Here is a 16,788-nt window from a genome sequence, read left to right on the forward strand (position 1 = left end):
GAATGGGTAGAACGTAGCAATGACTGGAACCGCAAAAAACCAGTCACAAGATCGACTGCAAGAATAATACTTCGTAGCAACTATATTCCCGTAGGGAATATTTTTCTTGCGTTAGATCAAAATTTGCATCATTTCCGTGCAAAATCAGGGCACGAAATCCCAGTGTCCGGACCAGTCTGCTTCCTCCTTCACCACGCTACGGAGCATATCAAACGCCTTTTGCATCACTTCTGTCTCCTTCTCCCGCGTATAGACCAGATAAACCGGATATGAGAACTCAGGCGCGCTTTTTACCAGTTGCAGAAAATTTTCTGCCAGCGCGCGCCGCACTACCCGCGTACGGAAGTAACCGGTACCGCCACATTGCAGCAGGTATTGCAAAGCCAGCGGCCCAAGGTTGAAGGACAGCACATTCTTCGCCTTGTCCGGCAAGGCCGCGTCGTGCTGCTTGCGGAAGTCCGGTCCCCAGTCGACATACACGTATGGCTCGGAATTTTTAGTCGAAGACACCTGCACCAGCTTTTCCTCCAGCAATTGCTCTACCTGCATGCCGGTCCAGTATTCGGGGCGATAAACCAGTGCCGCATCCAGCAAACCCCGCTCCAGCTTGGATTGCAGGCTGGCGCCGTCACCAACTTCGACCCGTATCGCATGCGACGGCAACTCACGCCGCAATTGCAAAGTCCATTGCAGCATCAGCGGATTACACAGGCTGACCTCACTCCCCAGCGCCAGCGAATCACCGTAACCATCCGGCAAAGGCAAATCACGGCGCGCCGCGTCCCAGGTTTGCACCAGTTGACTGGCATAACCGACGAAGCGCTCACCATCGTCGGTCAGGCGCGCCCCGGCGCGATTGCGGACGAATAAGGAACAACCCAGTTGCGACTCCAGGTTTTGCACCCTGGCAGTGACCGTGGTCTGCGTCACATGCAGGCGCGTGGCGGCGGCGATGAAGCTGCCGGAGCGGACGATGTAGAGGAAGGTGCGGGCAAGTTCTATGTCCATGGCCAGCTTTCAGTGCAATTTTCTTGATAATAAATCGCATTAAATTTCATTTTTAATACCCAGTTTAAATATGCATAATTTATACATATTTTAACGCCAAGCAATCGAAACTTAAAACTTCGTGCGCTTGCCCATGCCGGAAAGGAGCCATGTACATGTCGTCCCAAATGTTTTCCCAGGATGCCGCCCCCTTCATTCCCGACCACACACGTCTGCACCGCGCGACTGCCGATTTGCTGGGCAAGGCCGCGATCAAGATCAACGGACCACACCCCTGGGATATGCAACTGAAAGCACCGGGCGTGCCGGAACGTGCTTTTTCGCAAGGCAACCTCGGTTTGGGCGAAGCGTATATGGATGGCGCATGGGAAGCGGAAGAACTGGACGAATTCTTCGCCCGCCTCCTCAGCACACGTATGACCGACCAGATCAAGCCGCTGCGCCTGCTCGGCCATGTACTGGCCGCCAAGCTACTGAACCGGCAGGATATGAAACGCGCCCGGCAAGTGGGCGAAGTCCATTACGACCTTGGCAATGACTTCTACGCGGCGATGCTGGATAGCCGTCTGACTTATACCTGCGGCTACTGGGAACACGCCAGCAACCTCGAAGAAGCGCAAACCGCGAAGCTGGACATGATCTGCCGCAAATTGCAGCTCAAACCCGGCATGCATGTACTCGACATCGGTTGTGGCTGGGGCAGCTTCATGTCGTATGCGGCCGAACACTATGGTGTGCATTGCGTAGGCGTCAGCATTTCGAAAGAGCAAGTCAGTTGGGCACAGCAACGCTACGCGCATCTGCCACTGGAATTCCGCCTGCAGGATTACCGGGAATTGAACGAGCCCTTCGATGCGATCGCCAGCGTCGGCATGTTTGAACATGTAGGCCGCAAGAATTACCGCACGTATATGGAAATCGCACATCGCTGCCTGAAGAAAGATGGTTTGTTCCTGCTGCACACCATAGGCAAGAACATGCGCAAATCCGCCCCCGATCCATGGATAGATAAATACATCTTTCCGAATGGCGACCTGCCATCGATAGGGCAAGTCGGTGATGCAGCAGACAATTTATTCGTGGTCGAAGACTTGCACAACTTCGGGGCTGATTACGACAAGACCCTGATGGCCTGGTATCGCAATTTCAGCTATGCGTGGCCGCGTTTTGAAAAGGATCTGGGCAATCGTTTTTACCGTATGTGGCGCTATTACCTGCTGTCTTGCGCTGGCGCATTCCGCGCACGCGACATACAGCTGTGGCAATGGGTGCTATCGAAAGAAGGCGTGCGTGATGGTTATCGCCGTACACGCGTGTAATGCCGGACGCTTACCAACACATCGGCAGTTTTTGCAGATAAACACATACGGATTTTTTTGCAGTATCGACCAGTTGCAATGCTGGTCAGGGTTGGGCGCGAGGAGCTGTTTCCCTCGTCAGCCTTTCAAGTAGCTTTACTCAAACAGGAGGTTTTATCATGGTAGTCAAAGAGGAATTCAAGGTTAAAAATGCATCCGGTCATACCGTTATCCTGCAAAACCTCACCACCGGCATCAGCTATCTGGATTTCGGCATGACGCATTTGCCACGCGACTTCCAGGGATATCGCGTCAAGTACACGGATCGCATTGCACAACCGCAAAGCGACGGCACATTTAAACTGAGCGATAGCGATAGCATCTATAGCCGCATATAAATCGCGATCATAGGATCGGGCATATAGCCTGACCATATGAACAAGGGCGCATGCGTTTAACTACGCACGCGCCCTTGTTCCGTCTGGAAGTCCTGATACAGATGAGAGTCTGCCCTGCATCACCCACCGTTAAAAACGCCAGCGTGCCAACAGGCTGCCGGTTTGCGCAGTATAGCCACCGCCTTTTTCCAGCGTATAAGCGGCAGACAACGTGAGCTGGTCGCTACGCAGCAAGGTCGCAGCCAAGGACAACACGCCTGTATCTTTAAGCGGGGTCGGCCCCAGGGTCACGAAGCTCGTGGTACCGGATATATCTGCAGCGAAGTTGGCGACCGATTGCAAACGCGTGTCACTGTACTCGTGCCGCCACAACAATTGCAGCGTAGGTTTGAACACGCCATAGGCCGTCTGATAGCCGCGCTCCAGCTTGAAGCCAAGATCGCTTTTGATCGAATGGGTATCGCTCGCGGCCACATTCAATGCCGCACCGTTGCCGCCAGTTTCCTGGTAGCCATCGAGACGCAGGCTACTGTATGTCATGCCTGCCAGCGGCGTGACTATCATTTCGTTCACGTTGATGGGGTAGCCGATACGAGCGGCAGCGGTGTACTGCATACCGTTGTAACTGCTATTCGCGGCACTCGAAAAGCCAGTGAAGTCCAGCACACGATGTGCATCGATATTGCTGCGCATCGCGGATGCTGACATATTCAGATACCAGGGTTCACCCTGATACCCGGCGTAAGCGGTCAAGCCATATGTATTAACACGGGCATAGCTGCCCGCATTGTTACCATCGTTGGAAACCGAAGTGCTGGCGTAGTTAAACAAGCCACCGACGCGCCAGCGTTCATTCAATGCAGCATCGGCTCCCAGCAGCAATCCGTTGTAACTGGCGCGATAACCGGAGACGCCATCACGCTCATCTGCGGAAGCACGTCCGCCGAATAACTGCCCCCAGGCGGCCTTATCACTCATGCCGTCACCGCCGGACAAACCGCTGCCAGCAGAAGTAGCATTCGGCGTATTGGAGTCCAGTCGACTGAATACCATCCCATTCACATGCTTGCCGATAGCGTCGGTGGCACCGACTATGCCGAAGGTACTGGAAGACGGACTCAGTTGTGAACCTGCGCGATTTGCATCCGCTGGAGTCGCCAGTGCAGCAGCGGCATTGAACAGATTCATGAGCGCCGCATCGGTACCCGTGTATTTGTACAAGCCATCCAGCGTGTTACGCGCATTCACCTCGCTCGCCGGATTGACGATTTCGCCATCCAGCGTCAATAGCAATCCCAGATTGCTGCCATCGAGTATGGTGCTGCCGGTGATGTCGCCACGATAGCCATCGGCCAGGTAACGCAGCGTCGCTTCGTTGTAATTGCTGCCCGCGCTGGCCGCCTGCATCACCAGATAGCGCTGGCCATTGGCGAAGCGATAGCTGCCATTCTTTTTCAGTGCCACACTGGAACCGGCATCGATCACGGCGCTGCCCGAAACGATGAGACGCCCGTAACCGCTATCGCTGCTGCCGCCGTCCGCAATCGCACCACTGGCAACACCTATATTCAGGGTTGCAGCCGCGCTTTGCTGGTAGTTTCCCGTTACGCTGATTTGATTATTGAGTTGCAGCGCGCCCGCAGAATTGATGACACTGTTGCTGCCGACATCGATATTGCTGTTGAGTAGCTGGTTGCCACCACCGAATATCCAGTTGGAACGCGTATTCGCAATCAGGCCTATGCTGCCGTTTTGTCCGGTCAGGGTACCGAACACCGTGCCCGTGCCACCAAGTATGGTTTGCGCCCGGGTTGAATTATTCAAGATGTTGCCAGAGATGGTTCCCGAGTTGGTCAAGGTGCTAATCGTTGCACTTGATTCGATCATGATCGCGTTGATGCCCGAGATCAGGCCGCTGTTGTTCAGGTTGCCTATGGTTCCGGCTACCGCATGGAGCGCTGTAATACCATCGCTTGCAAACCCGCCGTTAATACTGGTCACGACCGTACTGGTGTCTATGATGGTGCCAGCATTGTTGAGAACGTTAATCGTGGCGCTATTGATCAGACCACCGTTGATGGTGCCACCGCTCAAATTATTCAACGTCGCAATCCGGCCGCGGTCATCGTTATATATCCCGGCTACCGTGCCAGTGATGAAGCCACTATTGTTCAGTTCGGTAATCAGCGAAGTACCGGAACCACTGTAGTTGTAAACGCCACTATATGCGCCATAGATGGTGGCGCCGTTGTTGTTGTTGAGCGTACCTATCGTGCTGCGGTTGCTGTTATCGATACCATGGCTATAGCTGCCCAGACTGCTGTCGCCACCGCGTATCGTGCCGCTGTTGTCCAGCACACTGATCTGCCCGCGCGAATTCTGTATCCCCGCATTCATCTCGCCACCGGCAATCACAGCGCTGCTGCCATTGCTGAGATTGGTGATCGTTCCCTGGTTGCTGATACCGTTAAAACCATTCGTCGCTGCCTGTATCGCTCCAAGATTGACGATACTGCCTATCCGGCTACCGCTACCGTTGTAGAGTCCGTAGTCACCGCCTCTGATAGATGCACCGCTAGCATTATTGATCGCGCTTAAAGTCTTGTCGTTCTCGATAGCTGCAAATGCGCCGCTGATGTAACCACTATTGCTGAGTGTGCCGAGAGTACTGCCATCGGTGTAGACACCTGAGCTGCCGCCACTCAAATGACCACTTCCTTCTACCGTCAGGTCGCCGTTGTTCCAGTTATAGTCACCAGACACTGCTCCTGAAATCGGCGCATCTGCATGCGCCGAAGTGGCCGCCATCAACGCCCAAGCTGCGGATAGCGCAAGACTCAAGGCACTGCGCCTCGAGCTGACAGTTGTCACCGTTTCTGATTTGACCAAACGCATGGTATTTCCTGTCTGCATGGGTGACTCAGAAACGCCAGCGTGCCAACAAGCTGCCGGTTTGCGAGCTATAGCCACCGCCCTGTTCCAGCGTGTAGTTGGCCGAGAGTGTGAGCGTATCGCTGCGCAGCAAGGTCGCCCCCAGCGACAGGACGCCAGTATCTTTTACCGGTTTGGCTCCCTGCGTCGTGAACGTGGTTGCTCCGGTAGTATCTGCCGCGAAGTTAGCTATCGATTGCAAACGCGTGTCGCTGTACTCATGACGCCACAACAATTGCACCGATGGTTTCAACAAACCGTATGTTGTCTTGTACGCGCGCTCCAGCTTGAAGCCGAGATCGCTTTTTACTGAGTGCGTGCTGGACTTGCCCACTTGCAAAGCTGCACCATTACCGCCGGTTTCGGTGTAACCATCCTGCTGCAAGCTGCTATAGACCAGACCTGCCAATGGTGTCAGCACCACGCCCGGCAAGACCTGATCGATCTTGATCGGGTAACCAAGTTGCGCCGCTGCGATGTACTGCATGCCCTTATAGCTGCTGTCGGCGATGCCACGGAAACCGGTGAAATCGACCAGACGATGTGCTTGCACATCACTGCGCATTGCACCGACAGATACATTCAGATACCACGGCTCGCCGGTGTAGCCGGCATAGGCACTCAGGCCATAAGAATTTACGCGCGAGTAGCTACCGGCATTGTCGTCATCGTTGGAAACAGAAGTGCTTGCATAGTTAAACAAGCCACCGACGCGCCACTGATCGTTCCACGCAGTATCCGCACCCAGCAACAAGCCTGCATAGCTGGCGTGATAACCGGATACACCATCGCGCGCATCAGCCGAAGCCTTACCGCCGAAAGCCTGGCCCCACGCTGCGCGGTCACGCATGCCGTCACCAGCAGACAAGCCGTTGCTGCCCAGACTGGCAACAGGCGAGCTATTGTTTAAACGCTCAAACGCTATGCCCTGCACTTGTGTGGAGATAGCCGTACTGGCACCTGCCACACCAGCCTGACCAGCGGCCGGATTCAACTGCCCTCCGGCACGATTGCCTTCTTCACTGGAGCCAGCTGCTGCAGCGGCATTGAACAAGTTCATCAAGCCAGCATCGGTGCCACTGTAGTTGAACAGGCCGTTCAAGGTATTTTGTGCATTGCCATTCGTGGCCTGGTTCTCGGTTCCGCCATCCAGCGTCAGTACCAGTGACAGGTTGGCGCCATCGGCAACGGCACTGCCGGTGATCGTGCCGTTAAAACCGCTTGCACCGTAATTCAATGCTGTTTGGTTATAGTTGGTGCCTACGCTATTGGCCTGCACCACCAGGTAACGCTGACCATTGGCAAAGCGGTAGCTACCCGTGTTTTTGAGCATGATGCTGGATCCGCTCATGATATCGGCACTGCCGGAAACGATCAGGCGACCATAACCAAGATCACCACTTACACCATTGGCTACCGCATTGCTCGCCACGCCGACATTCAATGTTGCGGCGGCGAGCTGCGAATAATTGCCGGTGATATTGATGTGATTATTGACTTGCAATACACCGGCAGCATTGATGACCGAGTAACCATTCGTACCGACATTGATATGGTCGTTCAATAACTGATTGCCAGAGTTGAACACGAACTGTGCGCCCGGATTATCTATCAGGCCTATGTCCGCCGCGCCTATGCCACCGCTGGAACCAGTCAGCACACCGAATATCGTGCCAGTGCCGCCATGAAGGACAAGTGGCTCACCGGAGTAATTCCTGAAGCTACCCGCTATCTTGCCGCTATTGATAAAACTGCCGATGTTGCTGCCTGCATCGAGGTAAACCGCGTCGACTGGCGAGGTCAACAAGCCACTGTTATTCAACTCACCTATATAACCTTCGTTATACAAGGCGTACGACGAATTATTGCTACTGGAACCGGCTATTGCTCCTTTGTTATTCAGTGTATCGATGATGCCACTAGCGTTATTGGAAAGACCATTTTCTATGCGACCGCCGAGCTTGTTGTTCAGGGTGGAGATGGTGCCGCTGTTGCTAATACCTGCCTCATCGTCGCTGCTGATAGTGCCGGTGTTATTCAACTCGGTGATGATAGCGCCAGAGGAATTATCGATGCCCCTGCTCCAGCCATAAATACGATGCGTATTGTTCAGCGTACCGATAGCACCTCGGTTCAGTATGCCTGACTGATTGTCGCCTTCTATCGCGCCGTTGTTGGTCAGTGTGACTACCTCACCACCATCGTTGAAAATACCGATATCCGTACCTTTGATCAGGCCGTTATTCGACAAGGTGGTAATCATCCCACCCGTCAGGTTAGCGATACCGGCATAGCCATCCGAAATAATACCGCTCTGATTATTGACCAGCGAGGTGATGAGGCCATTATTGAATACACCTGCGCTGTACATCACAGGCGGTGTTCCGGATGCAGAAATCTTTCCGCTATTGATCAGTTCGGTGAGAGTGCCTGAATTCGCGATACCAATCGCGCCCGTGATCGTTCCCAGCGTGCCATTGTCCAGTTTATCGATGGTGCCAACGTTAAAAATAGCGATCATGTCGCTGCTGATGCTGCCGCTATTACTCAACAAGCCTATGGTGCTGAGGCTGCTCGCATTCAGGATGGCGATGGCATCGTTGGAGCTGCTGCTACTCCTGATCGTGCCGGTATTGACCAGGGTGCCTATCGCGCCGCTGTAACCCACCGGGGAGCCGCCCACGTCGATCACTCCGCCATTGCTGATCGCGGTATAGCCATTGATGTCGCCATGATTGGTCAGGTCTGTGATCTGGCCACCATTGAAGATGCCGGTAGCCAAACCGCCGATGATACCGTCTGTCGTATTGGTCAGTGCAGTGATCTCGCTGCCGCTATTATTAAAAATCGCGTCAGTCACGTCGCTGGAAATGGTGCCGCTGTTTTTCAGGATGCTGATGGTACCGGCGTAGTTGGCAATACCGGCATCACCGGTGCCTTTAATGCTGCCGCTATTGTTCAGCTCACCTATACTGCCGCTGCCACTCAGCATCCCGACGCCGAAATAGACGTCGCCGCCGTTGATCAGCCCAAACAAGCCAGTCAGCGTACCTTCATTATTTAAAGTGACGATCGAACCGCTGTTGTACAGACTTTGTATCGAAGCACCGGTTTTGTTTTCCAGCAAAGTAAGCGTGCCGGTATTAGCCAGGCCGATGCCCCAAGGACTGGAGCTCCTTATGCTGCCACTGTTTTCCAGCTTGGTGATCGTGCCCTCATTCAACAGATCGGTAATGATCGCACCAGTGGAATTCTCCAGCCCGTAGATGACACCCGTCTGCTGATTGGCGAAATTATCGATCCGACCTGCATTCATTAAGCCTGCGGGGCTGCCACTGATAGACCCGCTGTTGCGGAACTCATTGATCCGCGCGCCCAGGAAATTGGCTATCCCGTAGTAAGTTACCCCCGACACTGAACCATTATTGTGTAGCTGGTTGATGTAACCGCTGATTGCAACCCCGCCATCCGCGCCGCTAATGGTGCCGTTGTTAATCAGACTCCCCAGGGTGCCGCCGCTATCCGCATAAACCGCGTGCTCACCCGCATCCGAGTTCAGCGTGACCCCGCTATTGACCATGAAATCGTCGTTGCTCCAACGCTGAGTCGCGTTGGTATCAACCGAAATGACGGTTTGAGCAAACGCCGTGGTCGGCCCCGTTGCGCTTAGCGCGGTTGCGATGGCGAGACTGATGACCGTGCGTTGCGGCCTGGTGGTTTTCATTCTTGTTTTCCCTGTTGGTAGGCGACGGTCAGGCGGGTACTCGCGGCAAAACCAGATGCCTTGAAACAGCCCAAATGCGCTAAAAGTATTGTAAAAACGGGAAAACTATAGGTAGTCTGGCTTGCCTTGTATGTAGAACAAATGTTCTACAAGCAATATTTGCGACCAGGCGTAGAATGGGCGCCGCCCATTTATGCGAATGACTGACAGCAGCTGCGCTAAACCCTGGCAGTGCGTCTGGCACGGGTGAGCATGCCAGTTGGATCTCCGGCCAGACGGCACGAAGTCTGCAGTATGAAAAACGAGCGGCGGGCGGCAGACGCCCGCACTCTACTCGGTACTGTGCTCAGCTACCGCGATAAGTCGAATAAGCCCACGGCGACACCACCAGCGGCACATGGTAATTCTGCGCGGCATCAGCAATCCCGAAAGCCAGCACCACTTCATCAACAAAGCGTGGCGACGATACAACGGCACCCTGCTCCGCAAAGTAATCCCCGGCGGCAAATACCAATGCGTATTTGCCGACCTTCATCTCTGCTCCTTCCAGCAAAGGCGCATCGCAACGCCCATCCTGATTGGTGACAGCTGCTTTAAGCAAAGTCCTATTACCCGCATCGTTGACTGCATACAGCGCCACTCTCACGCCTACGCCAGGTTTCCCCTTCGTAATATCCAGCACGTGTGTACTCAGCTTGCCCATGGTTTTCCCTTTTTTGTTCGTTAAAAATTGGCTGCATCTCCGGCTCAGATCATATACCGCCAGCCTTTAATCCATATACGCCTCGGCTTATATCAGCCATACATTCAGCAGACATAATTCAGTCGACACAGTTAAAGCCAAATTAGAAATCATTATTAAAAAAGGCTGAATATATGAGCAAGCCAAACTACCCTCGCAATATGACCGGTTACGGTCGCACGCCACCGCACGCGCAATGGCCGGGGCAAGCTCGCATCGCGGTGCAATTTGTCCTGAATTACGAAGAAGGTGCGGAGAACTGCGTGCTGGACGGCGACGCCGGTTCCGAAACCTTCCTCTCCGAAATCATAGGTGCGCAAAGCTTCCCGGCGCGTCATATGAGCATGGAATCCATCTACGAATACGGCTCACGCGCCGGGCTGTGGCGTTTGCTGCGCATGTTTGAAGAGCGCAAATTGCCGCTGACTGTCTTCGGCGTGGCGCGTGCCTTGCAGCGCAATCCTGATGCAGTGGCCGCCTTCCGTGAGCTGGGTCATGAAATCGCCTGCCACGGCTTGCGCTGGATCAGCTATCAAAACATGGATGAAGCAACCGAGCGCAAACACATGGCAGAAGCAGTTTCCATCATCCGTGAACTGACCGGCAGCGCCCCGCTCGGCTGGTACACCGGACGTGATTCACCGAATACGCGCAGGCTGGTGATGGAACACGGCGGCTTCGCCTACGATGCCGACAGCTATGCCGACGACTTGCCGTACTGGGAACAGGTTGCCCACCGTGATGCAAACGGCAAGCAGGTAACGGCACCGCAACTGATCGTGCCCTATACGCTCGATAGCAATGACATGCGCTTCGCCGCATTGCAAGGCTTCAATTCCGGCACGCAATTTTTCGATTACCTGAAAGATGCTTTCGATGTCCTGTACCGCGAAGGTGACCCGCAAGGATTGAACCAGCCGAAGATGCTGTCAGTCGGCTTGCATTGCCGCCTCATCGGTCGTCCTGGCCGCGCGGCCGCCCTGGCGCGCTTCCTCGATTATGTACAAAACCATGAACAGGTCTGGATCACCCGTCGCATAGACATCGCCAATCACTGGCGCGCCAGGCATCCATTCTCAAACTGAATTCACAGGCATTACCGGCCGTGGCGGTTCCACGGAAAACCGTTAAGACGCGGAGCCGTGTCTTGTCGGATGAAAGGAGTAGGCAGTTCGTTTTTCTCATACATATAAAAAATCGGGAGACAAAGATGCACAAAATAAAACTAAAAAAGCTACAACTCGCTATGGCATTAGGTTCGGCATTCGCACTGCCGGCCATGGCACAGACTTCGGTTCAGGTCACAGGTGTGGTCGATACTTACCTCGGTTCGATGAAACAAAGCGGTGATGCAGGCCGCACCAGTTCCGTCAACGGCGGTGGCATGACCACTTCATGGTTTGGTTTCAAAGGAACGGAAGACCTCGGCGGCGGCTTGAAGGCTACCTTCAACCTGACTTCATATATCCGTAGCGATATCGGTGCGATAGGCCGATTCAACGGCAATGAAACCTTCTTTTCGCGTGATGCGAATGTAGGATTGCGCGGCAAGTTTGGCGCAATCTCGCTGGGTCGTGATTTGTCACCGAACTTCCTGCCATCAGTCATTTCCAATCCATTCGGTGATTCCTTCCAATTCTCGCCTTTGATCCTGCACAAGGATGTCCCCTTGTTCAATGCCTCGGGATGGACCAACTCGGTAGCGGGCGATACGGGTTGGAGTAATGAAATCATGTATACCACGCCGGATATCGGCGGCCTGAAGGCGAGCATCAATTACCAGTTTGGCGAAGTTGCGGGTAAATCTGGCAAAAACAATGTCGGTGGTAACCTGATCTATTTCAACGGTCCGCTGGCATTAACTGCTTATTACCAAAAAGTGCAAGTCAACAACCCAATGGATTTGTCGCCCAACAATGTGCAGCCGGCGACCAATATTCCATTCGCCAGCGGCATGACGGCGGCGCGCCAGACAGCCTGGTTTGTCGGCGGCGCCTATGACTTTGCCGTCGCCAAACTGTTTGCCAGCTATAACCAGTCGACACACGATATTGACCTGAAGGACAAGACCTTCCAGCTCGGTACCAGCATCCCGCTGGGACAAGGTGCCATCCTGGCATCCTGGGCCAATACCAAACGCGACGGTGTAGCAGTCGGCATGGACTTGAAGCGCAATACCGCATCGTTTGGCTATGACTACAATCTGTCCAAGCGTACCGATATCTACTCGATCTATATGTACGACAAGATCACCCAGCAATCGGCCGGCAACAGTTTTGCGGTCGGTATCCGCCATCGCTTCTGATGCCTGGCTAGCTTGCTAGCGTAAGTAAAAAAGGGAGTCACGTTACCGTGACTCCCTTTTTTATGACAGGACAGCGCAGGATGCTGTCCCTCTCCCTGATTTGTCCTTAAACGAAATCACCTATTTTCCTGGCAACTGCGTCTCGCACAGAGCCACTGACCACAAACGATTGCGCTACCGCGATATCGTTGTGGAACCAGCGATCACCATCGAGGCAGGCTGGAATTTGTTTGCGGATTTCAGTATAGGCAGCCTGCGTCCCCTGACCCAGCACCACACCCGGTAACAAGTCTTCGGTCATCGTCAGTGCTTGTGCTGCCAGCAGCATTTCGACACCGATGATGTACTGCGTATTCGCCACCACGGTTGCCGCCTTGCGCGCGCACCAGGTTGAATTGGAGACGTGATCTTCGCTATTACCCTTGGCCGGAATGCTGTCGACACTGCCCGGCATGCACAAGGTGCGGTTTTCCATCACCAGTGAGCTGAGCGAGCATTGCACCACCGGATAGCCGGTGTTGACACCGCGGATACCGCTCATGAGGTTGCGTGGCAAACCCCAGGACAGGGTTGGATCGATCAGGCGGGCGACACGACGTTCGCAAATGCTGCCGAGGTCAGTGATCGCCATCGCCAGCAAGTCCATCGCTTGCGCCAGGTACTGGCCGTGGAAGTTACCACCCGAGATGATTTCAAAGCCACCGCCCTGCTTACCAAAGATGAGCGGGTTGTCAGTCGCCGAGTTGATTTCCTTGTCGACGATGTTGTCGATGTAGTCCAGTGCATCAAAGACCGGGCCATAGACTTGCGGCGAGCAACGCAGCGAGTAGACGTCCTGGATGCGTGCGGTGTACGGGATGTCGGTACGGCGCAGTTCTTCCGGGAATTGCACTGAGCGTGCTTCATGCGTGGTACGGGTCGAACCGGACAGCAGATTGCGGATGATGGCTGCTGTTTTGATCTGGCCGGCGTGTGGACGAGCTTGCTGGATGCGGTCATCGAAGGCTGCCATTTCTGCGCGCATGGCTTCCAGCGTCAGGCCGAGTGACAGGCAGGCATCAGTCAGCAAGTTGCGTGCATCGTTAGCGACCAGTACAGCAACGGCCAGCGATGCAGTACAGCCGTTGATCAGGGCAGAAGCATCTTTGGCCTTGAGGTCAAATTTGACCGGGCCGATGTTGGCTTTGGTAATCGCTTGCGGTGCCGACATGCGCTGGCCTTGGTACATGACTTCAGCTTCATCGAAACCTGCGATCGCAGCTGCCAGGTAAGACAGTGGTGCCAGATCACCGGAAGCACCAACCGAACCCTTTTGCGGCATGATCGGATGGATACCGGCATTGAGGAAGGCGATTAAACGATCAACTACCTCTACGCGTGGTGCCGAGTAATTGCTGGCGAAAGCATTCGCACGCAGCAGCATGGTGGCGCGGCTGACTTCTTCCGAGAACGGTTCACCCATACCGGCGCAGTGCGCCTTGATCATTTGGGTCTGGAACAGTTCAATGTTCTCGACCTTGATGCGTGTGTCTTTGAGCAAACCGACACCGGTGTTGAAGCTGTACATCATCGGTGCTTCATCATGCATCCAGGTAGCTTCGATGTAGTCGCGGCTTTCCTTCAGCGCAGCGCGCGAAGAGTCTGCCAGCGCGACCGGCAGGTGCGGTGCGCGCGCTACCGCCAGGACTTGCTCCGCTGTCAGCGTGAAACCATCGATCGTGATCTTATTCATTGCGTTTCCTCTTTATATTCTTATTTAATATCTGGCTAAGATACAGCTTATTTAGCACCCGCCTCAAACCAGGCACCGACCAATTTACGCTCGTCATCAGTCATATGAGTCAGGTTACCCAGCGGCATGTCCTTGGTTTGCACGGTACGCTGATAAACCCGTGCTGCGTGCTGACGTATCAATTCAGGTGTCTGCAACATCATGCCTGCAGGCGCGGTAGCAAAACCTTCAAACGTCGGCTTCGCAGAGTGGCAGTTGACGCAGCGTTGCGTAATGACTTCTTGCACCTTGGCAAAGTCAGCCGCAGCAATCGCCGCTGTGTCAGCACCCGGTACCGCAGCGACCTTGGGAGCCGGACGTGGCGCAATTGCAACGGCGACCGCCAGCAGCAAGGCAACACCAGCGATCGGATACGCAATCGATACCCGGCCCGCATGCCGCAGGTTGAAGAAGTGACGGATCAGTACACCGGCAGCCATGATCGCCGCCAAGACCAACCAGCTGTATTTATGCGTATATGTCATCGCATAGTGATTGCTGATCATGATGAACAGCACTGGCAATGTGAAATAGTTGTTGTGCACGCTGCGCTGTTTCGCACGCTTGCCGTAGACCGGATCGGGTGACTTGCCGACTTTCATTGCTTCCACCAGCTTGCGCTGACCCGGGATAATCACCATCAGCACATTGCCGACCATCATGGTACCTATCATCGCGCCGACGTGGATATACGCTGCACGACCGCTAAGCAAATGTGTCAGTGCGAATGATGCGGCAACGATAAATACAAACATGACGATGCCAAGCAAGCCTTCGCGTTTGCCCAGCGGCGAACGGCACAGCAAGTCATAGACAATCCAGCCAACGACCAACGTGCCGAGACCGACACCTATCGCCTGCGTCGAGGACAAATCGGCGACCGATTTATCTATCATCATCGCTGACGCATTGAAGTAGTAGACGATAAACAACATGGCAAAACCACTCAGCCAGGTCGCGTACGCTTCCCATTTAAACCAGTGCAATTCGGGTGGCAGCTCGGCCGGAGCGACCAGGTATTTTTGCGGATTGTAGAAACCGCCGCCGTGTACCGCCCACAACTCACCGGACACGCCTTTTTTGGCCAGTTCACTATCAGGCTTGGGTGGCCGGATCGAGTTATCGAGCCAGACGAAATAGAAGGATGCGCCTATCCACGCGATCCCGGTGATCAGGTGCAGCCAGCGCACCAACAGGTTGAGCCATTCAACGCCGTACGATACAAATAATGCTTCCATGTCTTCCCCACATTTGACTCTCATCCGCCACGGCGCGCTCTGCAGATGAGCGGGACTATACGTCCCGACTGGCCGTATCTGCCGGTAATAATGAATATACGCAAGGAATCATGCTTGCCCTCCTCGCGCTACCGGTCATGCCGCTGCGACCTAATGCTCTCCATTCCGTACGCCCACGCAATTAAATAGCAACAGTTTGACTACCAGTTTCACTGCTACTTTTGCTTCTAGTTGCGTACAGAATGCTGGAACGATAAACGCCTACGTCGCGTAAAACATTGCACTAGCCTTATATTTGACATATCAAATTTGATATACAACAATGAACTCGTTATATGAGACATTCGATAAAAATTATTACTAGATCCGAATGCCTGCCTGCGCAGCAGTATTAACGGTGACAAAAACGGAGACAAAAATATGTCCAGGCTGCCCGATCACCTCGATATACACCTGATACGTATTCTTTATTTACTGCTGTGCGAGAAAAATGTTTCGCGCGTGGCACTGAAACTGAATCGTCCACAGCCATCGATATCCGCGTCCCTGCGCAAACTGCGTGAGCTGACCGGCGATCCGCTATTGGTGCGTGGCGCGCGCGGCATGGTACCGACCCAGCACGGCGAAAGCCTGATGAAATCGGCCAAACGCATACTCGATGAGGCCGAGCATCTGTTCATACCAAAGACGGCCTTTGTCCCGCAGGAAGAAGCGCGCACCTTCCATATCGCGGCGCCGGATTATATGAATACGCAATTCTTCACTGAAGTGATAGCACGCTTGCGCCGTGAGTCGCCGAAGAGTCATATCGTGATCCATGCACTGGGACCAGAGACCGACTATGTACGCCTGTTATCAGATGGCGAACTGGATCTGGTGATTGCGAACTGGGATGAAATGCCGGAACACCTGCATATGTCCAAACTGTTCGACGATCCTATCGTCTGCCTGATGCGTTCCGACTGCGCGTACGCCAAGCGCACCGCCAAGGATGCGATGACGATAGAGGATTACCTCAGCCTGCCGCATGCTGCGCCGTCACAAATCCTGCCCGGCTATCACGGCACTATCGATACCTATCTCGAAAAACAAAACCTGCAACGCAACATCGTGGTCGAGTCGGCGCACTTCCGCATGCTGCCTTACATGGTGGAAAAAACTGACCTGGTACTCACCGCCGGACAGCAGTTCACCAGCTTCTACGAAAAGACCCTGTCACTGAAAAGTTACAGCGTCCCCATCAAATTCCCGCCCCTGCGTTTCTATCAGTTATGGCATGAACGCGTGCATCAGGCGACTGAACACAAGTGGTTGCGCGCACAGGTAAGTGCCGCGGCGAAAGTACTTGCGGATTAATGACGGATATACACATT

General features: G+C 54.1%; 11 protein-coding genes. 5 read left to right on the top strand and 6 right to left on the bottom strand.

All coding sequences use genetic code 11. The annotated features are described in order from the left end of the window. Nucleotides 1–144: 144 nt before the first annotated feature. The gene (locus IXC47_RS17675; protein WP_195876542.1) at nucleotides 145–1,008 is read right to left on the bottom strand and encodes a LysR family transcriptional regulator; all 864 of its coding nucleotides are present in this window, start codon (nucleotides 1,006–1,008) and stop codon (nucleotides 145–147) included. A gap of 155 nt (nucleotides 1,009–1,163) precedes the next feature. Here IXC47_RS17675 and cfa point away from each other — a divergent pair, with 155 nt between their 5' ends. Together cfa and IXC47_RS17685 are read left to right on the top strand one after the other, a co-directional pair. Next, nucleotides 1,164–2,327, top strand: a complete 1,164-nt coding sequence (gene cfa, locus IXC47_RS17680) for a cyclopropane fatty acyl phospholipid synthase (RefSeq protein ID WP_195876543.1) — start codon at nucleotides 1,164–1,166, stop codon at nucleotides 2,325–2,327. Nucleotides 2,328–2,485: 158 nt separating this feature from the next. Beyond that, a complete protein-coding gene (locus IXC47_RS17685) occupies nucleotides 2,486–2,704 on the top strand; it encodes a hypothetical protein (protein ID WP_175627153.1) in 219 nt (72 codons plus the stop codon). 129 nt (nucleotides 2,705–2,833) lie between these two features. Here the strand turns inward: IXC47_RS17685 and IXC47_RS17690 are convergent, their stop codons facing one another. The 3 genes from IXC47_RS17690 to uraH all read right to left on the bottom strand — a co-directional run bounded on the left by IXC47_RS17690 (nucleotide 2,834) and on the right by uraH (nucleotide 10,062). Further along, nucleotides 2,834–5,599, bottom strand: a complete 2,766-nt coding sequence (locus IXC47_RS17690; protein WP_230089637.1) for an autotransporter family protein — start codon at nucleotides 5,597–5,599, stop codon at nucleotides 2,834–2,836. A gap of 25 nt (nucleotides 5,600–5,624) precedes the next feature. Beyond that, nucleotides 5,625–9,359, bottom strand: a complete 3,735-nt coding sequence (locus IXC47_RS19435; protein WP_230089638.1) for an autotransporter outer membrane beta-barrel domain-containing protein — start codon at nucleotides 9,357–9,359, stop codon at nucleotides 5,625–5,627. A 346-nt stretch (nucleotides 9,360–9,705) separates the two neighbouring features. Continuing rightward, entirely contained in the window at nucleotides 9,706–10,062 is a 357-nt protein-coding gene (gene uraH / locus IXC47_RS17700; RefSeq protein ID WP_195876544.1) for a hydroxyisourate hydrolase, read from the bottom strand. Between the two features lie 173 nt (nucleotides 10,063–10,235). On the opposite strand from uraH, the gene puuE reads away from it, so the two are divergent. Then, on the top strand, nucleotides 10,236–11,186 hold the full coding sequence (gene puuE, locus IXC47_RS17705) for an allantoinase PuuE (RefSeq protein WP_195876545.1): 951 nt from the start codon (nucleotides 10,236–10,238) through the stop codon (nucleotides 11,184–11,186). Between the two features lie 161 nt (nucleotides 11,187–11,347). Continuing rightward, complete coding sequence (locus IXC47_RS17710; protein WP_230089639.1) at nucleotides 11,348–12,406, top strand: porin; 1,059 nt, start codon at nucleotides 11,348–11,350, stop codon at nucleotides 12,404–12,406. A 106-nt stretch (nucleotides 12,407–12,512) separates the two neighbouring features. Here IXC47_RS17710 and IXC47_RS17715 read toward each other — a convergent pair whose 3' ends face one another. Continuing rightward, nucleotides 12,513–14,138 (bottom strand): HAL/PAL/TAL family ammonia-lyase, encoded by a 1,626-nt coding sequence (locus tag IXC47_RS17715; protein WP_195876547.1) that lies wholly within the window; start codon nucleotides 14,136–14,138, stop codon nucleotides 12,513–12,515. A gap of 47 nt (nucleotides 14,139–14,185) precedes the next feature. Continuing rightward, entirely contained in the window at nucleotides 14,186–15,415 is a 1,230-nt protein-coding gene (locus tag IXC47_RS17720; RefSeq protein WP_195876548.1) for a urate hydroxylase PuuD, read from the bottom strand. A 420-nt stretch (nucleotides 15,416–15,835) separates the two neighbouring features. Here IXC47_RS17720 and IXC47_RS17725 point away from each other — a divergent pair, with 420 nt between their 5' ends. Further along, on the top strand, nucleotides 15,836–16,771 hold the full coding sequence (locus IXC47_RS17725; protein ID WP_175627102.1) for a LysR substrate-binding domain-containing protein: 936 nt from the start codon (nucleotides 15,836–15,838) through the stop codon (nucleotides 16,769–16,771). Nucleotides 16,772–16,788 lie beyond the last annotated feature (17 nt).

The organism is Herminiimonas contaminans (assembly GCF_015645465.1).
Taxonomy (GTDB): Bacteria; Pseudomonadota; Gammaproteobacteria; order Burkholderiales; family Burkholderiaceae_D; genus Oxalicibacterium; species Oxalicibacterium contaminans.